This is a genomic window from Pseudoneobacillus rhizosphaerae (genome assembly GCF_917563885.1).
In the GTDB taxonomy this organism is placed as follows: Bacteria; Bacillota; Bacilli; order Bacillales; family Cytobacillaceae; genus Pseudoneobacillus; species Pseudoneobacillus rhizosphaerae.
Genome location: NZ_CAKJTG010000006.1, coordinates 16,374 through 40,952 on the forward strand (window position 1 = coordinate 16,374; position 24,579 = coordinate 40,952).

Below are 24,579 nucleotides of genomic sequence, written 5' to 3' on the forward strand. Positions count from 1 at the left end.
GTAATCTTTGTTGCTATTTGGACAAATTTTAAAAGTATCCTCTTGTTTAGGCAGAATTTTGTAAGAAGAACTTACGAAAAGATGCCACGAAGTAAGATTACGAACGGGGTCAACATGATTTCGAAAAGCAACAATATTTGCGAAAACAGCCTAAGTAAAAAAAATATTGGGAGGTTTAAAGATGAAACGTAAAGTTCAAAAAGCATTAAGTATGGTTACGATGTCTTCATTACTATTTTTAGCAGCTTGTAATGGTGCAACCGAAACTACAACCAAAGACAAGTCAAAGGAAACTGGCACTAATTCAGATCCAAATTCAATGTTCATTGGATTAGTGAATCCACCAACAGGATTTAACCCAATCAACTCCGGTGACGTAGCGGCGATGTTTATTCAAAAGTACTTCCAAGATACATTATTGGAAATGGACGGTCCATTAAACTTTGTTCCCCGTCTAGCTGAGTCGTTTGAAACGACAGATGGTCAGCATTATACAATTAAAATTCAGCCGAATGCTAATTGGTCGGACGGAACCCCTATAACGGCCGATGATGTTGCTTTTACCATTAATACAATTGCAAATCCAAAATCAGAAACAACCCAAGGTGCTAACATTTCCATGTTAGCTGGTCTAGAAGCAAATGGAAAGCTACCAGAAGGGCAAACGGAATTATCATCTGTAAAAGTCGTGGATGAAAAAACACTAGAGTTAACCACAAATGTTCCAGTAGACCCTAATTATATGAAGGAATTATTTGGATTAAACATTCTCACTTTACCGAAACATATTTTAGGTGACGTGCCTGTTGAAGAATTGGCCAAACACCCATTTATGCAAAAGCCAACCGTTTCCAGTGGTGCCTATACTTTTGCAAAATATGAAAAAGACCAATACGTAGAATTATCAGCGAATAAAGACTACTATCAGGGTGCTCCAAAGCTAGAAAAACTATTTATTAAAATTATGCCAGCACCAAACCTTGTGGCTCAGCTTCAAACAGGTGAATTAGACTTCAACGTATCAAAAGGAATCGGTAAAATTGCTGTACAAGATTATGATACGGTTAAAAAATTGGACAATGTAACAGCGAGTGTTGAACCAACTATCGGATTCCAAACGATATATTTTAATAACAACAAGTTTGATAAAGAGATTCGTAAAGCATTAGCAATGGCTATCGACCGTAGCCTTCTAGTTGATAAATTATTAAAAGGCTATGGTGAAGTAGTCGATGGTCCTTACTCTTCCTTATCACCATTCCATGATAAGAGTGCTGGTGAAATTAAATACAATCCAGAAGAAGCAAAAAAATTACTTGAAGCAGCTGGATATGACTTTAATCAGACTCTAGATTTAGTTGTACCGATAGGAAATAAAGTTCGTGAACAATCCGCTCCAATCATTGCTCAAAGCTTAGAAAAAATTGGCGTAAAAACGAAGATAACAAATTATGACTTCCCAACAATCATGCAAAAAGGGAAAGCTGGAGAATTTGATCTATTATTAATCGGGTTTACGTTAACGCTTGATCCTGACGTTTCGACAGTCTATGCAACAGGTGCAGCATATAACTTTATGAGCTATAGCGATCCAAAAATGGATGAACTATTACTTAAAGGGAAGCAAGAAGCAGACGTTGAGAAGCGTAAGGTCATCTACAAAGAAATCTTAACGAAAATTATCGATGATGTACCTGCGTTAACGTTATATTCTGATCATGACTTCGCTGGCGTAAATAAACGTGTACAAGTTGGTAAACCAAAGACTTTTGGTATGCATGCTGACATTCACCAGTGGTCAGTAAGTGGGGCTAACTAAAAACGTTATATCTTAAAATTAAAAAGCGTCGTTTCCTGCGACGCTTTTCTTTTACAATGTTATTTAGGTTTCCGAAACAAATATAAAAAAGGAGAGTGTCTATGTATACAACAATTAATGATTGCGAGATTTATTATGAAATCCATGGCAAGGAAGATGATAAAGCGATTTTCTTTATTCATGGAGCACCAGGTCTTGGTGATTGTCGATCTGATTTAAATGCCTTTAAATCATTAGGTGATGCATACAAGTTAGTCTTCCTAGATATGAGAGGCTCTGGACGCTCTCAGGATAAACCACCTTTTACACATGATCAATGGACATCAGATATTGATGAATTACGTAAGCAACTAAATATTGAAAAAATGATGATACACGGTGGATCTTATGGTGGATTTATTTCATTAGAATATGTCCTTCGGTATCCAGAGCGTGTTTCCTTGTGTTTATTAAGGGATACAGCAGCGAATCAAGATTATCAGCATCTTTCTACGGAAAAAGCATTAAAAGCAGATTTACCTGGAGTAACAGAGGAAGAATTAGATCGATTATGGAGTGGAAAGGTTCGATCAAATGAGGAGTTGAAAGCAATCTTTTATGCCCTTCAACCACTCTATACGGTTGAATATGATCCGATAAAAGTAGAGGAAAGAATCGACTCGATTTTCTATCATTTTGAAACACACAACTACGCATTTAATACGAATCAACCCAATTATGACATTAAAGAGAAACTAAAACAGATTCAGGTACCAGTTCTAGTCTCTGTTGGAAGACATGATTGGGTAACTCCAGTTACTTATTCTGAAGTCATCGCAGCTGAGATTCCCAATTCTAAACTTGTTATCTATGAAAATAGCGGTCATTCACCACATCTAGAAGAAAATGAGAGCTATCTAAAGACGGTTCGTCAGTTTATCAATGAAACTTCTAAAGAAGAGGTAACACTTTGAGGCTTTTATTGGACAAACAAGTACGGAAGGAAGCGCGAAATGTCCGATAGAAAGGATGTATTGGACAAAACAGCACAGTTAGTGGCGCGGAATGTCCAATAGAAGGGCTCTATTGGACAAACCAACACAGTTGGAGGAGCGAAATGTCCGATAGAAGGGCTCTATTGGACAAACAAGCACAGAAGGAAGCGCGAAATGTCCGATAGAAGGGCTCTATCGGACAAACCAACACAGTTGGAGGCGCGGAATGTCCAATAGAAGAGCTCTATTGGACAAACCAACACAGAAGGAAGCGCGAGATGTCCGATAGAAGGGATCTATCGGACAAACCAACACAGTTGAGAGCGCGAAATGTCCAATAGAAGGGCTCTATTGGACAAATAATTGATAGTCTCTTGAAAAATCAAAAAAAACAAAGAGTAGGTGATCAGTATGAAAACGGTAGATGTTATATCTAAAATTGAAGAAGTCATTGAAGCAAAACGAGATACGTTTATCGATATTAGTGATCGGATCTGGGAGTATGCTGAAACAAGATTTGAAGAATATCAATCTGCGCAACTACTCTGCCAAGCACTAGAACAAGAAGGATTTTCAGTAGAGAGGGAAGTTGGAGGAATAAAGACGGCTTTTATTGGATCCTTTGGAAGCGGTAAGCCTGTAATCGGTATTTTAGGAGAATATGATGCACTTTCGGGATTAAGTCAGCATAAGAATAGCTCGCAAAAGGAGCCTTTGTTAGAACGCGGCAATGGACACGGCTGTGGTCATAATTTATTTGGGACATCTGTTTTAGCAGCTGTAGTGGCAGTTAAAGAATATATGGAAGAGTATAACATACCTGGAACCATTCGCTATTACGGTTGTCCGGGTGAAGAAGGCGGTTCCGGAAAAACCTTTATGGTAAGAGAAGGATTATTTGATGATGTCGATTGTTCCCTAACGTGGCATCCTGGGAGCTTTGCTGGAATGTTTTCGGCTACAACGCTTGCTAACTATCAAATTTTCTTTAAATTTAAAGGAATTGCTTCACATGCTGCTGCTTCACCACATTTAGGAAGAAGTGCTTTAGATGCAGTTGAATTAATGAATGTTGGGGCGAATTATTTACGGGAGCATATCATTCCAGAAGCAAGGATCCATTACTCAATTGTGAACGCTGGAGGATTATCACCTAATGTAGTTCAGCCAGAAGCGGAAGTTCTATACCTCATTCGTGCTCCGCAAATGGAAGATGTGAAAGAAATATATGAAAGAGTATATAACATTGCAAGAGGTGCAGCTCTCATGACCGAGACAGAAGTGGAAATAGAGTTTGATAAAGCCTGCTCTAACTATATTCCCAACAATGCCATAGGTGCTGTCATGCATCAAAATTTACAACGAATTGCATTACCTAAATATGATAGTACAGAAAAGGAATTTGCAGCAGAAATGATGCAACAAATTACTGCAGCTGATTTAAAAAGTACTGTTGCTGAAGTCAAAAGACAATATGGAGTAAGTGTTTCAAAGGAAATAAAAGAATCTTGTTTTCTGAATCAAGTATTACCATTCAAAGAATCAAATGAAATTCTGTTTGGTTCCACTGATGTGGGAGACGTTAGCTGGATCACCCCTACGGCACAATTCTGGGGACCATGTTTTGTGTTTGCAACCCCTGCTCATTCTTGGCAACTCGTATCACAAGGTGCTACTTCTATCGCGCATAAAGGAATGCTCCATTCAGGGAAGGTGTTGGCAGGAACGGCAATTGATTTATTTATGAATCCGAGTGTGATTGAACAGGCTAAAGTGGAATTACAGCAAAAAACAGAGGGCGTTCCATATGAATGTCCAATAGCTAAAGGTGTAAAGCCTTCTCCAATTAAGCAATAAGATTATCTGTAGGATACGATATTCTATTTTTTATAGAGTATTAATATATCAATAAAAAATGAAAAGTGAGGGATTTTGATGAGTGTAACAGTGATTAAAAATGGTACTCTAATTGATGGAAATGGTGGTCAACCGATTTTACGTGCTGCTGTAGCAATGGAAAATGAAAAGATTGTTTTCGTTGGAAAAGAAGTAGATTTACCAGAGTTTCATGGTGAAGTTACGTACCTTGATGCGGATGGTGGTTGTATCCTTCCAGGTTTCATCGATACTCACGTTCATTTAATGCTAGAATTCGAGCCAGTTGAAAAAAGATTGGCTAAGCCGTTCTCTTATAATTTTTATAAAGCAATTGATTATATGAAAAACACTTTAAATGCCGGAATTACTTCAGTAAGAGATTGCGGTGGTACTGATTTAGGGGTAAAACAAGCAGTGGAGAAAGGGCTTGTCCAAGGACCACGTATGCAAGTAAGTATTACAGCTTTAACGACAACAGGTGGACATGGTGATTCATACACAGCATCAGGACAATCCGTAAAATTACTTTTAGATGAATACCCAGGAATGCCAAATGGGATTTGCGATGGAGTTGAAAGTGTTCGAAAAGCAGTAAGGGAAGTTCTTCGTGCAGGAGCAGATGTAGTCAAGGTCCATGCTACTGGTGGTGTATTAAGCGCAACGGATCATCCTGAATTTACACAATTCAGCGTGGAAGAATTAAAGGTAATGGTAGAAGAAGCAAATTTCCGTCGTGGAATTAAAGTAATGGCGCATGCACAAGGTGCAGAAGGTATTAAAAATGCGATTAAAGCGGGAATTCATTCAATTGAACATGGTATCTATTTAGATGATGAATGTATTGAGCTTATGTTAAAGCATGGTACATACTTAGTGCCAACGTTATTAGCGCCAGTAGCTGTTCTAGAGCTAGCTGAAAAAGCAGGAATGCCTGAATATGGAATTATAAAGGCAAAGGAAGCAATCGAAGCTCATAAAGAAAGTTTTGTTAAAGCCTACCGTGCTGGTGTCAAGATTGCGATGGGAACAGACGCAGGGGTTATGGCCCATGGTACGAATTTAAGAGAGCTTACATTAATGAACGAATTGGGAATGACTCCAATGGAAACAATCGTAGCAACAACAAAGGTAGCTGCAGAGTGTATGGGCTGGGATGATCAAGTAGGGACATTAGAAGTTGGGAAATTTGCCGATGTTGTCATCACAAAAACAAACCCATTAGAGAATCTTCGTTCATTAGAGGATAACTCAAACATTCGAGTCGTTGTAAAAGGTGGAATTGTTGTAAAAGAATTGCAACCGAAAGCGGCAGCTGTTTCGATATAGTTTTTAGGAAGCGTGTATGTAAAAAACTGACTAAAAGGATATTAAAATCCAATTTAGTCAGTTTTTTTACAAGAAAATAGAGAGGGGACAAAAAATGACTACATTAATAAACGCCGAAGTAGAAAAAGCATTATTAGACGAAGTGAGTTTAGAAATCCCTAAAGCCGTATTAGAAAGATTCAGTAGTTTAGTTCGTGAATCCGGTAGTGAAGATGAAAGAACAGCTGCTGACTTTTTGGCGAGCTATTTAGAACAATGGGGTGTCCGTTATACAATTCATCAACCCGAGCTTTATTTAAGTGTCCCTAAAAAGGCTTACTTACAAGTAACAAGTCCCATTGAGAAAGAGTTTCGTGTCAAAACGCCTTCTTTCTCAATCGCTACGGGAGATCAAGCATTACAGGGGGAAATTGTCTACATCCCAACTGGTTATGCTAAAGGGATTAACGATATTTTTGGATCGGAAATAGATGCCAACCTTGTAAATCTTGAAGGGAAAATTGTCCTCACTGAAGGATACCCAATGCCAGCAAAAGTACAAGAATTTACAGTGCTCGGTGTCAAAGCGATAATGTTTATAAGTCCTGGAAAGAACATTCATGAAGGAATTTGTACACCGATTTGGGGTGCGCCTGACCTTGATAGCATCAACGATGAGCCGAAGATTCCTGTTTTAGCGATAAATAAGCAAGACGGTGAAGAATTGAAAGCATTAACAGAAAAGGAAAAAGTAGAAATTGAATTCAAAACCTATCTTGAGAAGGATTGGATGACATGTCCGATTATTGATATTTTCATTGAAGGTACAGAGGAACCTGAAAAGTACGTTCTTCTTCATGGACATTTAGATTCCTGGCATAAAGGTATCGGCGATAATGCGACAGGGAATGCTGCCTTAATAGAAATGGCAAGAATTTTTTATAAAAATCGTCATCAATTGAAACGAAGTGTCAGGATAGCGATTTGGACTGGCCACTCGACTGGAAGATACGGCGGGTCAACCTGGTTTGTAGACGAATTTGGTTTAGACTTGGAAAAGAATTGTATCGCACAAGTAAACTGTGATTCACCTGGCTGCGCCGATGCTACATCGTATGAGTATATGATGTGGATGAGTGAAGTAGATGAGTTTTGTAAAGACGTGATTACGGATGCAGTTGGCCAACCTTCAAAAGGGACAAGACCACTTCATGCAGGAGACTATTCGTTTAACAATATTGGAATCACATCGTTCTTTATGTTATCTTCTAGTATCCCTGAAGAGAAATTAATAGAAAAAGGCTATTATCCAGTTGGTGGATGTGGGGCTAATATCGAATGGCATACCGAAGAAGATTTGATGCATGTAGCAGATCTAACGGTCCTTGAAAAAGATATTAAAGTTTACTTAACTGGTGTTTTTCGTGCAGTTAATGCAACCGTTCATCCATTTAATTTTGTCAAAACCGCAGATAAAATGGAAGCTACAATTCAATCCTATCAAAATAAAGCAGGTAGCCATTTTGACTTTTCACAATCGCTTCATGAAGTCAGAGCGTTACGTGATGACTTAGTAGCATTCTATGAACGTATAGAAGGATTTAAAGGCTTGTCGATTCATAATCCACAAGTGAAAAACGCCAATAAAGTCATTGTGAAATTAGCTAGAATCTTAGTAACAATCAATTTCACAAGAAAAGGGAAATTTCGTCATGACCCTGCATTAAATATTCCGCCACTACCAGATATCGCACCCGCGACTAGCTTTAGCCAATTATCAGAAGGCTCACATGAATACAAAGTGTTAAAAACTCATCTAACTCGAGGACAAAATCGGGTTATATGGGCACTACAACAAGCTCGAGAACTCTTAGTTTAATAGAAGTTGTGTAGGAGTGTCATTTATTGCTGACACTCTTATTATTTTGTGATTCAATTAAAATAAGATAGCTAAATTCAAAGTCAAAGACGAAAATAATTATTCGCTAAAATTTTTTTTTGTAAAATAGGAGGAAGAACATGAACAAGAAGCCGATTATTGGAATAACAGGTGCCTATATAAAGCGTAACGAGCATATGGAGGGGGTATATGTACATCATGACTATCATAAAAGTGTAGCAGCAAATGGAGGAATTCCGGTTATTCTACCTTTTATTAATCCTGAAATGACGTTAGAGACACTACCATTATGCGATGGCATTATTCTAAGTGGAGGAGAAGATGTTGATCCTCAATTTTACGGACAAGATCCTCATATCCATTTGGGCCCAACATTACCTGATCGGGATTTAGTGGAGATAGAGATAGTAAAATATGCAATTAAGAACAATATTCCAATCCTAGCTGTATGCAGAGGTGTACAGATATTAAATGTCGCCTTAGGAGGAACTTTAATTCAGGATATACCTAGTCAAATGAAAGAACCTATTCAACATTCCCAAACAGTGGAAAGAAGCCGAGATACTCATTGGGTAAACATATCGACTGATAGTAAATTATATCAAATACTGGATGCTGATCGAGTTAGAGTAAATAGTCTTCATCATCAGGCTTTAGATAAGGTGTCAGAAGATTTACGTGTTGTTGCCATGTCATCAGACGGTATCGTTGAGGCAGTAGAGTATATTCATTCTTCTACTTTTACCGTGGGAGTACAGTGGCACCCAGAATCAATGGCAAGTAGTAACAGTAGTATGAATAATTTGTTTATAGAATTTATTAAAAGTAGTTCAGGAGTTCTAGTTTAAACGTACTTTTTTATTTGTACATAGGTAGGTTTTAACGACAAGGGTTATTTGATTTATCTAAATACATTTAAAAATGACATAATTATGACATATTTATTTCTTACAATGAAGTTAACTTATTAAACTACATGTAAGGAGTTTTGATAAAGTGCAAATGACTTCCATTCACCAAAACTTAGAGAAATTTAATCAATTTAATCATCAATATAATAATGTAAAAACTGAACTTAAGCTGATAAGTGAGAAAAAAAGAGCCAATAAACAAAGGCTTAAACAATTACAGCTTGAATTAAGGATTACTACCTCGCATGCAAAGCAGTATAAGAAGCAAGGAAATAAGGCAGTTTCTGAGTCGTATTTAGCAAAAGCATTCCAATTGTTAGACCAAATTACAGGAGTGAAACGGCAGATACTAATGCAAAGAGAGATAATTGAAGAAGTACTTAAATCATCATGATTAATTCAGGAGAGATGACCTTATGCCATTGTGAATGGGATAAGGTTTTTCTCTTTTTTTTCAAATCCTAACGTAATTAACGACATTGGAATAAAACAACATTTTTATCTCTCATCCGCATACATTTTTTTAAGGGGTATTATTTGTGGATAGAGGTGAAGTGAAATGGACGTTTATGTTAGGCGAGGGGATACATTATGGTTTTACAGTCAATTGTTTGCTATAAATCTTCAGCTTATTAGAGACTCAAACCGTGACATTCAATTGAATACGTTGTCTATTGGGCAGCGGATACGGATTCCAGGGTTTGTGGCTCAGGATTACCAAATAAAATCTGGAGATAATTTATGGAAGATCGCCAAAGCGCGTAATCTTTCACTTGATGCAATCTTGCTTGTTAATCCAAACATTAATCCTAATAGACTTCAAATTGGCCAAAGGATTAGCGTACCATTGAGAATTACTTGGAGGCTTATACAGGGACGGCAAAATTATGATTACGGTTTAATGATGAAGGATATTGGAAGATTACAGACGGTTTATCCATTTTTACTAAGGCCCTCGATTGGGAATAGTGTTTTAGGGAAGGGTATACCAGAAGTTCGTATCGGAAACGGTGGAAAAAGAGTACATTATAATGGATCTTTTCATGCAAATGAATGGATTACTACCCCAATCATTATGACCTTTTTAAATGATTATTTGTTATCATTAACAAACCAGAATTCGATTCGAGGTCTTTCGACATTTCCATTATATCAACAAACTACTCTTTCGATCGTACCAATGGTAAACCCTGATGGTGTGGATCTTGTTTTGCATGGACCTCCATCAAGCGAACCATGGAGAAGTAGAGTCATTCAATATAATAATGGGAGTATGAATTTTTCAGGATGGAAAGCCAATATTAGGGGAGTGGATCTGAATGATCAATTCCCAGCTAGGTGGGAATTGGAAAAAGCAAGAAATCCTACAAAACCTGGACCGAGAGATTACGGTGGTGAAAGACCTCTTTCTGAGCCAGAGGCGATAGCCATGGCGGACCTAACAAGAAGAAGAGATTTTGCACGTGTGTTAGCCTTCCATACACAAGGGGAAGTCATTTATTGGGGATTTGAAAATCTAGAGCCTCCTGAAGCAGAAGTTATTGTCAATGAGTTTAGCCGTGTTAGCGGCTATACACCTGTGAAAACAATTGAAAGTTATGCTGGCTACAAAGACTGGTTTATCCAAGATTGGCGTCGACCTGGTTATACGATTGAGTGTGGCAGTGGAGCCAATCCTCTCCCGTTAAGCCAGTTTGATGAGATTTATCAAGAAACCCTCGGGATCTTTTTAGCAGGAATGTATATGTAAGGGGATCATCAAGAACAGAAAGAAAAAGGGCTTCCTTTGAAGCTCTTTTTTGCGTAAGATTAGAACGTTTATCAGCATAAACAAATACTTTTGACAAAGCATTTAACTATAAAAGGAAGGCACACAAACGATCAGTGCTTATGTGCCTTCCTATGTTAACTTAATTTTATTTGTGTTTTTTCGGTTTAAACGTTTTGCAGCAAGTTTGAGCTGAATCGCTTGCTTCATCGATATGGTTTTTTTCTCCTAATTCAGACGACATTTCTGTATCGTATCTTGCATGGCTATCGATTTCAACCATAATTTTATCAGCAGTACAAACATTTCCTTGGCCATAAAACGAACAGTTCGCAATAGAGCAAGAAACTTCTACTTTTGGCATATGAAGTACCTCCAATAATTTGTCCTTACGAATTATAGTTTTCACAGCTAACCCTGGTTTTAGTCCATGGGAAAACATGTATAGAAAGCCATTTTAGGAGCAACTTTAGGAGGAAATGAAGTGTTTTAGTACTTAAGTCATTGAAAAATTGGAATTCGGTAATTTTAGCTTAATGTTGTAGAATTTTCCCATTCGGCATATTGACCACTACCATTACAACCTGGACAATCTAAAGAATTTGCATGAAAGAAAATTTCACTTGAAGGATAAATTAAGAAACCCCTACCATAACAATCAGGACATTTATTTTCTTCTTTCATTTGCCCTACATGGTTTTCGTATCTTGTTGCTCTCCAGTCATTAAAAGCACTCAGTAATCCCATGTCATTCACCTCGACCAATTTTTGCTTATTATTGGTAAAAGGTGAAAAAATATACATGGAATTGAAGAGGATTACTCACCAATTTTATTATTTGATTGCTGTATAGGTGCATTTTGGGGCTTTTTAGGATAGTTTGCTTTATTTAAATCATCAGGACCTGTAAGAGTATTTCTTTGATCTAAGACTTTACCGTTATATTCAATTGGATTATTTTCTAACATATTGTTCACCTCCCTTTATTAGGATGGTTGAAAAACATTTTCTTATGAAGTATTTTATCTAATTTAAAAATTACCTAAGTATAATCTTTATGTGGTTCTACAAACTAAGAAGAATCATCTTAGACATTCGGTTGAAAGGATTAAATAATGAAGAAATATGTTGCCTTACTGTTATGCTTGATTCTTATCATGCAAATAAATACCAAACCTACACAAGCAGCTTACCAAAGCAATATATATGTGGTGAAATCTGGAGATACGTTACCTCAAATTGCAAAAAAATACAGTACTTCTGTCAAAAACCTAAAACTAACAAATGGATTACAATCGGATCTATTAATGATTGGTCAGAAGTTGGAAGTTCCGATCATTTATATAGTTGAGCCTGGAGATACATTGAGTAAAATTTCGTTAGAATACAATACTTCTATTAATGCTATAAAAGTAACTAATCGGCTTCACAATGATATGGTGAATAATGGTCAAAAACTGAGGATTACACCAAAAAGATTGAATATGCAAGGACAATATATTTTAATGACCCGCGAGGAATTTAGAAAATGGTTGTTGAATAATCAATTTAATCGAAAAATTAGCCTCATTCAACAACATCACACATGGCTACCGTCCTATAAAAACTTTAACGGCTCCAATCATTTTCAATTGTTAAAGGGAATGGAAAATTTTCATATTAATAAAAAAAAATGGAAGAATATAGCCCAAAATATAACCACATTTCCTGATGGGAAAATAGCCATTTCTAGACCGTTAAATATAGCTCCCGAAGGATCGATTGGCGAAAGAGCGAATTCGGTAGGAATAGCCATTGAAAATGTAGGTAATTTTGATTTAGGTCATGATGTTATGACGAAGGAACAAAAGGAAACAATTGTATACATCACTGCTTTACTTAGTATAAAATTCGGATTAACTCCTTCAATAGACAGCATTACTTATCATCACTGGTGGGATATGAAAACGGGACAAAGAGTGTTAAATAAAATTGCAGGTCATACTGTTAAAAGTTGCCCAGGTACAGGTTTTTTTGGAGGAAGTACAACAACAAGTGCCAAAAAATATTTTTATCCATTAGTGACACGTAAAATGCAAGAAATTAGAACGAATATGGATTAAGATAGAAACTTGGGGATGTAATTTGATGTTAATGATTAGGATAAAACAAGTCAAACATAGAAATTTGTTTGGCTTGTTTTTTAGTCTTTGAGAAGGAAACGGAATAAAAATAGCGAATTAAGTAATTAATAGTCAAAATATATCATTACTTTCGAAAGCGAGTTGTTTTTTAGCATGGATGCTCATGTAATTACGAAATTAAAAATATATAAGCCAGCAAATGAAGTGTTCGAAGCGGTAGTAGACCCTGAAAAAATGGCTAATTATTGGTTTTCATCTGGAACTGACAGAGTGGCAAATGGAAAGACCATTACATGGAGATATGAAGAATACGGTGCAGAAGTAGTAATCAAAGTATCTGAGGTCGTTGATAACAAGAAGATAGTATTCTCTTGGGGTGATGAAGGTGAAGAAACGTTTGTTACCATCACTTTTGAGAGGATAGATCAAACAACTACTATTATAGAAGTAAACGAATCAGGCTTTAAAGAAGATGACCCTAACTTGCTCAACAAAATGGTCGGGCAAAAAGGTGGTTGGGTCTATATGTTAACCTGTTTAAAAGGTTATCTGGAGAATGGGGTTAACACTTTAAGAGCCTCATTAGTTCATTAGGAAACTTAGGTGAAAAAATGCAGATAAATAATATTTTAATAGTCAGTCCTATGTTCATGGAACTTCAATTATTGATTGAAAAGGAGCAAATCGAAAAGAATTTTCGTTATTTACCAGAGGCAGAGTTAACGTTTACTGATTTAGAATGGGCAGATGCGTTGGTTTGCTTTAATCTTAGTTCAAACATTGACTACAGTCAGGTGAAGTGGGTTCACTCTCTAGGAGCGGGTGTTGATAAATTTTTATACGGAAAGTCCTGGGATGAAGATGTTTTATTAACCCGGACTGTTTGTTCATTTGGTCAAAGAATTGCCGAGTATTGTTTAAGTTACATACTAAAAGACTTACAATTTCACGATCAATTCAGTGTAGCGAAGTCCAATAAAAGCTGGAATCCTATTACACCTATGTTACTAAGTAATCAAAAAGTGATGATTTACGGAACAGGTGAAATTGGCCAAACAGTGGCAAGAATTTTTTCAGCATTAGGTGTGGAGGTATATGGTGTCTCACTTAGTGGAAAAGATAAAGACTATTTTAATGAAGTAATGACAATAGAGACTCATTTTTCACGATTAAGCGAAATGAATTACCTGATTAATACATTACCTTTAACTGAACAAACTGCTTCGTTGTTAAATGAGAAGATATTTGAGCGTCTTTCAAATGTTGGCTTGATTAATGTCGGTAGAGGGGCATCATTGGATGAAACAGCAATGCTAAATGCATTGAATAACCAACACATCCGATTTGCCGTTTTAGATGTATTTTCAAAAGAACCCCTACCAGTAGAAAATCCTGTTTGGGACCATCCTAATGTACATATTACTCCTCATATTTCTGCAGTTACTACTCCAGATGAGGCGGTTGCTTGTTTTATTGAAACGCTTAATAAAATTGAAGGAAATAAGCAGATACTGAATAAGGTGGACGTTAAGAAAGGTTATTAATGGATGAATAATGAAACATTAATTTGAATATTTATTAATTACGAGACCACTTCTACAACGGGAGTGGTCTTGTTATTGTTGATAAAAATGAAAACGCTTACTAATTTTTTATCATAATTATTCAATCATTTATGCTAAAAAAAGGTTGTCAAAGATTCAATTATTAATTATAATCACTATATTGATGTGAGATTATATAACATGAAATTGAGAGGTAATCTAACGTGACGCAAACACTTATTTCTAAAACACCTGAAACCACAACGACTTTAGAACAAATCATAGATATAATTAAAGATAAAAGTGTTGAATTATTACACTTACAATTTGTAGATATTGAAGGTATTTTAAAGCAAATTACTGTAACAACTGAACAATTAGAGGATGTAGTTGAAGGGAAAATGATGTTTGACGGTTCCTCTATTAAAGGCTTTTCACCTATTAATAAATCGGACCTCTATCTTCAACCAGATCTAGCTACATTTGCTGTTCTTCCTTGGACAGTAGAAAATGGCTATTCAGAAGCAAGATTTTTGTGTTCAGTGAAAAATCCGGATGGCACTCTATTTGCTGGTGATACGAGAAATGTGTTAAAGAAAACAGTAGAACGTGCTGCAGAACATGGCTACACGATTTCAGTTGGGCCGGAATTAGAATTCTTCCTTTTTAAAACGGATGAAAAGGGTTACGCAACTCAAGAACTTGGAGATCGTGCAGGTTATTTTGAGCCATCTCCACATGATACAGGCGAACGGGTACGTTTAGAAATTTATCGTGCTTTAAAAGCAATGGGCTTTACGATTGAGGCTTCCCACACTGAAGTAGCTGAAGGGCAACATGAAATTAACTTTAAATATTCTGATGTATTAACGGCTGCTGATCTAGCAACAACTTATAAATGGGTAGTAAAAACTGTTGCGAAGAAATTTGGCTTACATGCTACCTTTATGCCAAAACCGGTATTTGGAATTGCTGGGTCTGGAATGCATGTGAATATGTCTTTTTTTGAAGGTAGTGAAAATGCCTTTTTTGATCCAAGTGATGAGTTACAATTATCGAAAAAGGCATACCAATTTATTGCTGGATTAATGGAAAATGTGAAAAGTTTTACAGCCATAACAAATCCATTAGTAAACTCTTATAAGCGATTAGTACCTGGCTATGAAGCGCCTTGTTATATTGCATGGTCTGCTTCTAACCGTTCAGCCCTTATTCGTATTCCAGCGAAAAAGGGTCTTGCGACACGAGTGGAATTACGCTGTCCGGATCCATCCGCAAATCCTTACTTAACATTTGCATTGGTTGCTTCTGCAGGCTTAGATGGAATCGAACAGGAATTAGATGTGCTAGCACCAATTAATGAAGATATTTTCCATATGACAGATGAAGAAAGAGCGTTCAAAGGTATTGACAACCTACCTGGTAGCTTAGTAGAAGCATTACAAGAATTAGAGTCAGGAGTAATTGCTTCAAAAACATTAGGTGAACATGTTTATAGCGAGTATGTGTCTCTGAAGAAAGCAGAATGGAACAGCTATCGTTCAGCGGTACACGCATGGGAAATCGAAAACTATCATACTAAATTTTAAGTTGGAGTGAAGGGATGAAGAGCCCTTCACTCTTTTATTTATCTATGTAAATGCTACTTTTTAAATACGTGTTGACCAATGACAACAGTAGTTGATCTTGAGTCTAGCCAACGACTAGTAGCAATGTCTGGATTGTAGAAGAATAATGTTGATTCAGGCACAATATTCCGTTTTTCGGTTAAAGCTTCCTTAACTGCCGCAATGGAATCTTCATCTGCAGGCTCGTGAATTTCACCATTAGAAACAGGTTGGAATTGACCAGGTTCATAAATAACTTCTTTAATAGTATCTGGAAACAGTGAACTCTCAACTCGATTTAAGACTACACACGCTACTGCAATCTTTCCTTCGAAAGGCTCTGTTTGAGCTTCAGCTCTAACTAGTCTTGCTAAAAGGTCTATTTCATGTTTGGAATAATTTTGTATTTCCATAGAAGCAATTTTTGTTTTTATAGGTTTTACTTTTTTAACTAGATTAGCAGCATAAAGGGTTTGGATTTGCTTGTTAATTTGAACTAATTCATCTTCGCTTTGGGCTTCCGATCTAACTAATCTAGCTAGTAGGTTTATTTTGTAATCAGAATAGCTCACGATGTTTGATGGGCTTGTCCGTTTTTGGGGCTCAGTGTTAACGGTATCACCAACATAAATCATATTTAGGTTTTGAATTTGCGGATTCAATTCTGTAATTTCCTGAATAGAAAGGTTATTTTCAGATGCGATTTTAGTGATAGTATCCCCTTGTTTAACGGTATAAGCAAATGACGGAGTGGCTGCAAATAGGAAAGACAATATGAACATTATGGTAGTTACTAGTATTTTCATAGTTAAATTCCTCCTAAAATTGAAAGTCCAGTGATTAACTTACTTAATCTATTAGTATGAACGGAATAACTAGATTAGTATTACAGTTTTGTTACATAAGAGATTGCGGATGTAATATAGTTTGATAGTTGGTGGTAGTGTTTATGGGTTTTTATTGTACAAAACAAGGTGTGAGGTCTGTTTTATAGTCCGATAGGAGGTCTCTATTGGACAAAACAAGATGGAGGGATGGTGTAAGTGTCCGATAGGAGGTCTCTATTGGACAAAACAAGATGGAGGGAAGGTGTAAGTGTCCAATAGGAGGCCTCTATCGGACAAAACAAGGTGAGTGGAAGGTGCAAGTGTCCAATAGGAGGTCTCTATTGGACAAAACAAGGTGAGTGGAAGGTGCAAGTGTCCAATAGGAGGTCTCTATTGGACAAAACAAGCGCTAGAGAAAGAAAAAATGTCCGATAGAATGACTCTATCGGACACAATATTTCCCAAAAAGAACAATCAAAATCTCTAAAACAAGTGCTTGGGCAAATTACTGATTCTAATTAAGGTATATTCTTCACAATCCCTAACAACTAATTATTCATAATAAGTCCACTTGCAAACTCCTACTGCTTTAAAGTTACTACCTAGTATCCTTGTAATTCTCTTCTTAGACTTAATTACTTGGCACCAATCATAAATTTCCTTTGTGGTAATTTTTCGATTAGGGAAAAGTAACTTTACTTCCTGGACATTGCGAATAACAGCGGTTGTAATAAGTTCCTCGTGGCCGCAAGCTCCACAGACAACTTTCCTCCCCTTAGTGATTACTGAAAATGAATGACAGGTTTTACATGTTATTCCTTTTTTTACTTGTTCATATTTATAAGGTGGTAAGTGGTTATCTGGAGTTTGAACTATATTTAATCGCACTAGTTTTTCTGCTAATTTTATATGAGAATTATTTAGCTTAGAGGGTTTCTTATCTAATTTTTTCATAAAACGATTTAACTGTGTTGGTAATATAATGGGCTTGTTTTGAGGGGCATGATAAAGAGTGAAGTCAGGATTATTAAAAACAACGTAAGCTTCAACAGTCAAACCGAATCCAAGATGTTGGAGTAGTTGTAAGAGCAAGGATTTGCTTCGATCTAGTTGGTTAAGAGGATCTTTCACTATCTTTCCGTAGGATGTCTGGAAGTTTTCGCCATCATAAAGATACTCACCATCAAAAAATTTAATATCGATTAAGTAAATCGTATCTTGAAAAATAATCACCGTATCAATTTGGAATTTTGTGCCGTTAATCTCGAACAGTAGATCATTTAATATTAAGCAGTCATTCAGAAGCTTTTCCGTTAATAAATCAAACTGAACCTCACCTTCATAACCTTTTTCAAGTTTTGAATAGTATTGCTTCTCTTCTAAGGTTTGCTCCTTGCGTGTGTTTAATATTCTTAAAATCTTTAATAAATCTGTTTCACTTCTTGCTTTAAAAAGCATGACCCACTTCCTCTCAAATTTTAACAAACTCTAATTTAATCATATATATAAAACTAGTGCTGCAAAAAGAAAAGAATGAATTTTTTGTTAACATTTTAACGAATTTAGCTTCACCTCACCAAACACTAGAATTATGGACAACCAACAATCTTATGGTAGGATAAAAATAAAAATCAGGTGGGGGGCTAACAAATGTATAGCTTTAAAAATGATTATAGTGAGGGAGCACATCCAAGAATTTTAGCGGCACTAATGGAATCTAACTTTGAACAGGTGGATGGGTATGGGGGAGATCGATTTACTCAACAAGCCGTTGAATTAATAAAAGAAAAACTCGACAGAACGGACGTGGATGTTCACTTATTAGCGGGTGGGACGCAAACAAATCTTACTGCTCTATCCGCTTTTTTAAAACCGCATGAAGCTGCTATAGCAGCAAGTACGGGTCATATTCTTACACATGAAACAGGTGCAATTGAAGCTACTGGACATAAGATACTCGGTGTTGTAACTGAAAACGGGAAACTGAACCCTTCACACTTGAAGATTGTTTTGGAACAACATACGGATGAGCATATGGTAAAGCCTAAGTTAGTGTACATATCAAATTCGACAGAAATTGGCTCTATTTATGATAAAAATGAACTTGAACAATTAAGAGATTTCTGTAAAGAGCATAAGCTTATTTTGTTTATGGATGGAGCTAGACTAGGTTCAGCGCTTTGTTCTGAAGAAAATGATGTAGAATTGAGTGATCTTCCAAACCTTGTTGATGCCTTCTATATAGGTGGAACGAAAAATGGTGCGCTTATAGGCGAAGCTTTGGTGATATGTCGTGATTCGCTTAAGGAGGATTTTCGTTTTCACATGAAGCAAAAAGGGGCATTACTTGCAAAAGGCAGACTCCTAGGTATTCAATTTCTAGAACTGTTCCGAGACAATTTATTCTTTGATTTGGCGAAGCATGCAAATAAAATGGCAAATGTACTTAGAACTGAATTGGCAAAAGCTAATTTTAAGTTTCTGACTCATGCCCCTTCAAACCAAATCTTTCCGATTCTACCTAATTCTCTAATTGAAGAGCTTCAAAAGAAGTATTCGTTTTATGTGTGGGAGAAGGTCGCTCCAGATTATTCAGCCATCCGATTAGTAACCTCTTGGGCTACAAAAGAAGAAGAGGTTGTTGCTTTTATTGAGGATATGAAAAAGGTATTACAAAAATAGAGATTCAGGTAACTATGTTTACTGAACAGTCTTTAAACAGATATTAAAAGAAGAAAGGAGGTTGATCATTAATGAGTGACTGGAATGAACAAGCAGCACCAAATAATAACACTCCATCTGAAACCATTCGTACGTCAAAACTCATTGGTAAAGAAGGATTGCAAGCTAGTTCTAATGTGAGTAATAGTGAAGCGGTAAACGAGATGTCTAGTACTGACAATAATAGCGAAGATCTCACAAAACATCTCTTGAGCAGGCAGCCTGGAATGTAGAAACGTTAGTTTAAAATATCAATCGCTGTGACGCATTAAAGCCATGAGGGACAGTCCCTCATGGCTTTAATGCGTCACAGTGATATATGCAGAATATATTCAATTTTCAAAGGATTTATTGACATTCAAATATCTTCAAGTTAAATTTAGTTTAAAATATGGATTATACGAAAAATGTAATCTTCGGATATTAAACCTATATTGTATAGATATAAAATCTAGGGGTGAATGAGTTGGTTAACGAGAATAGCAAGAAGAATCATGCAACAGACTCAGAAAAAAATATTCATACCGATTTTAAAAATAACATGACCTATGGTGAATACTTAAAGTTAGAGAATATCCTTTCCAACCAAATAAGGTTATCTGACCATCACGATGAAATGCTTTTTATTATTATCCATCAAACAAGCGAGCTTTGGATGAAGCTCATTCTTCATGAACTAAACTCAGCAATCGAGTCCATTCAAAATGATGATTTATCTTCTTCTTTTAAAAGATTAGCTAGAGTTTCTAGGATTCAAGCCCAAATCATTCAATCATGGGATGTCCTTTCAACTTTAACACCTTCAGAATATATCGAGTTTAGGGACTCATTAGGTCAAGCATCAGGGTTTCAATCCTATCAATATCGAATGATCGAGTTTGCCCTTGGATATAAAACCGCTCATATTTTAAAAATATATGAAAAAAATCAAGAGCTTCATAGTAAGTTAAAGATGGCATTTGATTCACCAAGTATCTATGATGTTTCTATTCAGGCGCTAGCAAAGGCTGGGTTTCAAATAAATCCTGATATCCTCTCAAGAGATTTCACGACTTCATATAAGGAGGATGAAACTGTCCGTATGGCATGGATTGAGGTTTATAGGAATGTAGAAAAATATTGGGACTTATATGAGTTAGCAGAGAAACTAGTTGATATTGAAGATTCTCTTTCAACATGGCGTTTCCGCCATATGAAAACGGTTGAACGAATTATCGGAAATAAAGTTGGTACAGGTGGTTCATCAGGAGTGAATTATTTAAAAAGGGTAATTGATCAGCGGTTCTTTCCGGAATTATGGGATATTCGGACGGAACTATAATACAAAATCATTGTTAATAGAGGCTGACAAAAAGATGCTTTCTACATCTTTTTTCAGCTTTTTTTTGCATTAAACATAAATTTGTTATTTCTTTTTGTAATGTACTGTCTTCGAAGGTGATATTCCTATAATATTAAAAATAATATAATAAGAGAATTTAATTAGAGGGAATGTGTAGTATGAATGAGGAATTAATAAATAACCCCGACTTGTCTTATCAGTTGGCTGAGCAAAAGGCTGCTCAGTATTTTCAGTCACTATATGTCCAGGTTAAACAAAAGACATTTATCCCAACATTAACAAAAGATATTCATTCGTGGAAGCAAAACCATATTCATCATCCCATATTGTCTTTTTTTATTCGTGGAAAGAGAAAGGCAAATTCCAATGGGTATTACAGTTACATTCAATGGCTTGATTATATGGGCAAACTTGATAGTTATTTAGATAGAAGTATGTCCTATATTTATATGAGAGATCTTGGGAAATCACTGGAATCACCTGACACACAAGCTAGAGTTAGTCGTGTAGTGGCTAATTTGAAAAATCACCTGACGCAAAATGATGCGAACAAAGGTGACACAAAAAATGACTTTAGCATGTATGGACTATATCGAATGGCCCAAAAGGAAGGCATAGAGTCGACTATGATTTGGCTGATCAATAAACTCAAACGGGTTTCCTCCAATATTCCAAAAGGGATGGATGCGGAGCAGGCTCAGCGAAAACTCATCAAAATCATTGCAGGAGTTATTATGCATGTGAATGAAGAAATGGATAATGACGTTTCTTCAGAGAGCCGTAAGCAAAAACTCGATGAGGCAATTAGACTAGGTTATTCCTATGGTCTGACCTATCCATTCATTGATGATCTCCTTGATGCTGAAGTCCTGTCCGATAAAGAAGAGAAGCAATATTCAAATTTAATACGTACTACACTAATTACAGGCACAGTGCCAAAATTAGGTGAGTGGACAGGGACAAATAAAAACCTAATCAAATATATTCATTCGGAACTCCGAGAAGCCTTTGAATACATTAGAGCCCATCAACGACCAGAAACCCTGACCTCATTTTTTGAACAATCCTATGTATTTTTTCAATCACAGGAAGTGGATCGTTTAAAGGATCTTTCAAATCCCAATTATACGAACGAAGAGCTTTATATACCTATCATTTTAAAATCGTCTTCTTCTCGATTAATTATCCGGTCGGTCATTAGTGCTCCAGAGGATGAGGGCTTCGACCATCGAACCTTCTTTTATGGCATTTATAACCAGTTGGCTGATGATTTTGCGGATATGTTTGATGACATGAGGGATGGCGCGGTTACGCCATATACGTATTACCTGAAATATCATGAAAAGCGACCTGATCTTATCAACCCATTTGAATTATACTGGACAGTTATTGCCAACTTGATTCATAACGTGTATCATTCCGATGCTAAGACGTGTGAGGTCATGTTGGATCGAGCGATAAATGGTCTGAAACGATTTAAAGAAAAATGGGGAAGCCAAAAATATAATGAAGTGATGAAACTATTTTCATCTCGAAATCCGAAATTTAATAGTCTTATCCAAACGATGGTAGGAAAAGCTGATGATGTGGATTTCTTTGATAAACTGCTTCGGGACCATATGATAGCCAATTTGAAAAACGAACGCAAGGAGCAGGAGAAATTCGCAGATACGATTAAAATTGTACGAAAACAGATAAACGACATCTTACTTATTCCTCAAAGTGAAGACAATGATTTGATGAAAAATCCAATCATTGATGCGGCAAATTACAGTCTTGAAAGCGACGGGAAACGTTTGAGGCCAATCATCACCTGGGTCATGGGTATAAATGAATATGGGTTAAATAAATCTGCCATTATGCCACTCTTGAAATCATTGGAATATATGCATACGGCATCGCTAATTTTCGATGATCTCCCATCCCAAGACAATGCTTCCATTCGCAGAGGTCGACCGACTTTACATCGAGTTTATAATACGGCCATTGCAGAACTTACAGGTTTATTTTTAACTCAAAAAGCCATAGAAGAACAAGCCTCCCTTGATCAGTTCGACACGAAAACGGTACTTAAATTGATTCAATACACAGCCCAAAAGACAGAGGATATGTGTAAGGGGCAGGTAATGGACTTAGATTCCAAGGGAAAGAAATTGACCCTAGATCAATTGAATCAGATGTGCTTTTATAAAACGGGGTTAGCGTTTGAAGCATCTCTCTTGATGCCTGCCATTCTCGCTCAAGCTAGTGAGAGTGAGATGGAAGCTTTAAAAAAATTTGCCTATCATGCGGGGATTGCGTTTCAGATTAAAGATGATTTACTTGATGTGGAAGGCGATCTCAGCTTACTAGGTAAATCGATTGGAAAAGATGCTGAAAATAACAATTCCACTTTCGTATCTGTCTTAGGAAAGAATGGAGCCCAAAAGGCGATGTGGGATCATTACTGTTTTGCAGTGGAAATGCTGCAGGAAGTGCCACGTAATACTAATTTTTTAAAGCATTTATTAAATTATCTTGTTAATCGGGATCATTAATATAATAGCAGTCACAAAGAATCTTTTGTGACTGCCCATATAAAATCATGTTGTCCATTTTAGTATTTAGTTAAATTCATAAAACCATAGTGAATAATTTTAATTCTTCTGATGCATTATTTTCTTTTATTAGTGAATCGAATGAAAAGCCTAATTTTAACAAGACTTTCTCTGAGTTCAAGTTATCAATAGTTGTAATGGCAACAATTTTATCAATAGAGAGCTGTTCTTTTCCATATTGAATCACTGCTTTTGTCGCTTCGAAAGCGTAGCCTTTTCCTGTGTATTCGGGTAAAAATGCGTAACCGAGATCAATATTTTCTAGAGATGGTCGTTTGATTAGACCGCAAAGCCCTATCGGAACGGCATTCTCTTTTAGTGTAACTAAGAATAAGCCAAAGCCAAAATCTTTGTACATTTGGAGGGGACCTGTCTGGATATAATTCTTTGCGTCTGTTTCTGTCTTAATTCCCTTATCCCCAATGTATTTAATCCAAGAAGGTTCGTTAAGTAGTCTAAATATGAAATGGAAGTCTTGTTCTGTAATTTTACGAATCACAAGCCTGTTTGTATCAATTAAGGTCATTTGTTTCTCCTTATTCCAAGTATTTAATGTAGCTTACTAAAATATATTGTTTATTATATATTTCATTACATCAAAATGAATAGTATATTAGTTATAGATAAAAATAATAAAATAATGAAATTTGCTATTTGTAATTTTTGTATTTGATATTAGTACCGATTTCTTGTTATAATAAAGCGGTTTTAACATTTACTAGGGGGAGCTCTTTTGTCAATTGAAATAGGCAGTAAAGTACAAGGTAAAGTAACAGGTATTACTAAATTTGGTGCATTTGTAGAATTACCTGGAGGCTCAACGGGTCTCGTGCATATTAGTGAAGTAGCGGATAGCTATGTAACTGATGTTAATGAACATCTAAAAATTGGTGACCAAATAGAAGTAAAAGTGATAAGCGAAAAAGAGGGTAAGATTGCATTATCTATCAAGAAGGCTATAGATAAGCCAGAAGGTCAATCTTCATACTCTTCACGCCCACCACGCCAAGGAAGAGATGACAGAAACTCTAAAGATTTCCGTTCAAAAGGTGGTAATTTCAAACCGAAGGAAAACTTTGAAGACAAAATGGCTAAGTTTTTAAAGGCAAGTGAAGATAATCTAACTAGCCTTAAGCGTAACACTGAAACAAAACGCGGCGGTAGAGGCGGCAGACGCGGTTAATCCGCAGAAAATTGAAGCCGAAGGTTCATGATGATGGTGTCTGTTCTACATTGTAGACAGGCGCCATTTTTCTTATGAAG

The 24,579-nt window shown here is 36.3% G+C and carries 23 protein-coding genes; 17 read left to right on the forward strand and 6 right to left on the reverse strand.

Annotation, left to right across the window (positions count from 1 at the left end):
• The first annotated feature begins 181 nt into the window (after positions 1-181).
• The 8 genes from LRP83_RS06155 (at position 182) to LRP83_RS06190 (ending at position 10,537) form a co-directional block, all read left to right on the forward strand.
• Entirely contained in the window at positions 182-1,819 is a 1,638-nt protein-coding gene (locus tag LRP83_RS06155) for an ABC transporter substrate-binding protein (RefSeq protein WP_230495814.1), read from the forward strand.
• 101 nt (positions 1,820-1,920) lie between these two features.
• Positions 1,921-2,772: an alpha/beta fold hydrolase gene (locus LRP83_RS06160; RefSeq protein WP_230495815.1), complete on the forward strand. Its 852-nt coding sequence runs from the start codon at positions 1,921-1,923 to the stop codon at positions 2,770-2,772.
• 432 nt (positions 2,773-3,204) lie between these two features.
• Positions 3,205-4,650, forward strand: a complete 1,446-nt coding sequence (locus tag LRP83_RS06165; RefSeq protein WP_230495816.1) for a M20 family metallopeptidase — start codon at positions 3,205-3,207, stop codon at positions 4,648-4,650.
• Positions 4,651-4,728: 78 nt separating this feature from the next.
• Positions 4,729-5,997 (forward strand): metal-dependent hydrolase family protein, encoded by a 1,269-nt coding sequence (locus LRP83_RS06170; protein ID WP_230495817.1) that lies wholly within the window; start codon positions 4,729-4,731, stop codon positions 5,995-5,997.
• A 94-nt stretch (positions 5,998-6,091) separates the two neighbouring features.
• Entirely contained in the window at positions 6,092-7,855 is a 1,764-nt protein-coding gene (locus LRP83_RS06175; protein ID WP_230495818.1) for a M28 family peptidase, read from the forward strand.
• A 140-nt stretch (positions 7,856-7,995) separates the two neighbouring features.
• Entirely contained in the window at positions 7,996-8,724 is a 729-nt protein-coding gene (locus tag LRP83_RS06180) for a gamma-glutamyl-gamma-aminobutyrate hydrolase family protein (protein WP_230495819.1), read from the forward strand.
• Positions 8,725-8,872: 148 nt separating this feature from the next.
• Positions 8,873-9,181 (forward strand): hypothetical protein, encoded by a 309-nt coding sequence (locus LRP83_RS06185; RefSeq protein WP_230495820.1) that lies wholly within the window; start codon positions 8,873-8,875, stop codon positions 9,179-9,181.
• A gap of 165 nt (positions 9,182-9,346) precedes the next feature.
• The gene (locus tag LRP83_RS06190) at positions 9,347-10,537 is read left to right on the forward strand and encodes a M14 family metallopeptidase (RefSeq protein ID WP_230495821.1); all 1,191 of its coding nucleotides are present in this window, start codon (positions 9,347-9,349) and stop codon (positions 10,535-10,537) included.
• A 166-nt stretch (positions 10,538-10,703) separates the two neighbouring features.
• Here LRP83_RS06190 and LRP83_RS06195 read toward each other — a convergent pair whose 3' ends face one another.
• The 3 genes from LRP83_RS06195 to LRP83_RS06205 all read right to left on the reverse strand — a co-directional run bounded on the left by LRP83_RS06195 (position 10,704) and on the right by LRP83_RS06205 (position 11,523).
• Entirely contained in the window at positions 10,704-10,919 is a 216-nt protein-coding gene (locus LRP83_RS06195; protein ID WP_230495822.1) for a DUF1540 domain-containing protein, read from the reverse strand.
• A gap of 164 nt (positions 10,920-11,083) precedes the next feature.
• On the reverse strand, positions 11,084-11,302 hold the full coding sequence (locus tag LRP83_RS06200; protein ID WP_230495823.1) for a methionine aminopeptidase: 219 nt from the start codon (positions 11,300-11,302) through the stop codon (positions 11,084-11,086).
• Between the two features lie 71 nt (positions 11,303-11,373).
• Entirely contained in the window at positions 11,374-11,523 is a 150-nt protein-coding gene (locus LRP83_RS06205; protein ID WP_230495824.1) for a hypothetical protein, read from the reverse strand.
• A gap of 147 nt (positions 11,524-11,670) precedes the next feature.
• Between LRP83_RS06205 and LRP83_RS06210 the strand changes: the two genes are divergently transcribed.
• From LRP83_RS06210 to glnA, 4 genes are all read left to right on the forward strand, one after another.
• A complete protein-coding gene (locus tag LRP83_RS06210; protein ID WP_230495825.1) occupies positions 11,671-12,657 on the forward strand; it encodes a peptidoglycan recognition protein family protein in 987 nt (328 codons plus the stop codon).
• A gap of 174 nt (positions 12,658-12,831) precedes the next feature.
• A complete protein-coding gene (locus tag LRP83_RS06215) occupies positions 12,832-13,272 on the forward strand; it encodes an SRPBCC family protein (protein WP_230495826.1) in 441 nt (146 codons plus the stop codon).
• A gap of 17 nt (positions 13,273-13,289) precedes the next feature.
• Positions 13,290-14,222: a D-2-hydroxyacid dehydrogenase gene (locus tag LRP83_RS06220; protein ID WP_230495827.1), complete on the forward strand. Its 933-nt coding sequence runs from the start codon at positions 13,290-13,292 to the stop codon at positions 14,220-14,222.
• A 224-nt stretch (positions 14,223-14,446) separates the two neighbouring features.
• Positions 14,447-15,811, forward strand: coding sequence for a type I glutamate--ammonia ligase (glnA, locus tag LRP83_RS06225; protein WP_230495828.1), 1,365 nt, complete (start codon positions 14,447-14,449; stop codon positions 15,809-15,811).
• A gap of 53 nt (positions 15,812-15,864) precedes the next feature.
• Here glnA and LRP83_RS06230 read toward each other — a convergent pair whose 3' ends face one another.
• Together LRP83_RS06230 and LRP83_RS06235 are read right to left on the reverse strand one after the other, a co-directional pair.
• Positions 15,865-16,635 carry a cell wall hydrolase gene (locus LRP83_RS06230; RefSeq protein WP_230495829.1) on the reverse strand — a complete coding sequence of 257 codons (771 nt, stop codon included), beginning with the start codon at positions 16,633-16,635 and terminating at the stop codon, positions 15,865-15,867.
• 573 nt (positions 16,636-17,208) lie between these two features.
• Positions 17,209-18,114, reverse strand: coding sequence for a nuclease-related domain-containing protein (locus LRP83_RS06235; RefSeq protein ID WP_230495830.1), 906 nt, complete (start codon positions 18,112-18,114; stop codon positions 17,209-17,211).
• Positions 18,115-18,306: 192 nt separating this feature from the next.
• Between LRP83_RS06235 and LRP83_RS06240 the strand changes: the two genes are divergently transcribed.
• From LRP83_RS06240 to LRP83_RS06255, 4 genes are all read left to right on the forward strand, one after another.
• Positions 18,307-19,338: a threonine aldolase family protein gene (locus LRP83_RS06240; RefSeq protein ID WP_230495831.1), complete on the forward strand. Its 1,032-nt coding sequence runs from the start codon at positions 18,307-18,309 to the stop codon at positions 19,336-19,338.
• Positions 19,339-19,409: 71 nt separating this feature from the next.
• Positions 19,410-19,610 carry a hypothetical protein gene (locus LRP83_RS06245; RefSeq protein WP_230495832.1) on the forward strand — a complete coding sequence of 67 codons (201 nt, stop codon included), beginning with the start codon at positions 19,410-19,412 and terminating at the stop codon, positions 19,608-19,610.
• A 233-nt stretch (positions 19,611-19,843) separates the two neighbouring features.
• Positions 19,844-20,698 (forward strand): tryptophan 2,3-dioxygenase, encoded by an 855-nt coding sequence (kynA, locus tag LRP83_RS06250; RefSeq protein ID WP_290369500.1) that lies wholly within the window; start codon positions 19,844-19,846, stop codon positions 20,696-20,698.
• 170 nt (positions 20,699-20,868) lie between these two features.
• Positions 20,869-23,256, forward strand: coding sequence for a polyprenyl synthetase family protein (locus LRP83_RS06255; RefSeq protein ID WP_230495833.1), 2,388 nt, complete (start codon positions 20,869-20,871; stop codon positions 23,254-23,256).
• A 76-nt stretch (positions 23,257-23,332) separates the two neighbouring features.
• Here the strand turns inward: LRP83_RS06255 and LRP83_RS06260 are convergent, their stop codons facing one another.
• Positions 23,333-23,842, reverse strand: a complete 510-nt coding sequence (locus tag LRP83_RS06260; RefSeq protein ID WP_230495834.1) for a GNAT family N-acetyltransferase — start codon at positions 23,840-23,842, stop codon at positions 23,333-23,335.
• A 207-nt stretch (positions 23,843-24,049) separates the two neighbouring features.
• Here LRP83_RS06260 and LRP83_RS06265 point away from each other — a divergent pair, with 207 nt between their 5' ends.
• Complete coding sequence (locus tag LRP83_RS06265; RefSeq protein ID WP_230495835.1) at positions 24,050-24,499, forward strand: S1 domain-containing RNA-binding protein; 450 nt, start codon at positions 24,050-24,052, stop codon at positions 24,497-24,499.
• Positions 24,500-24,579 lie beyond the last annotated feature (80 nt).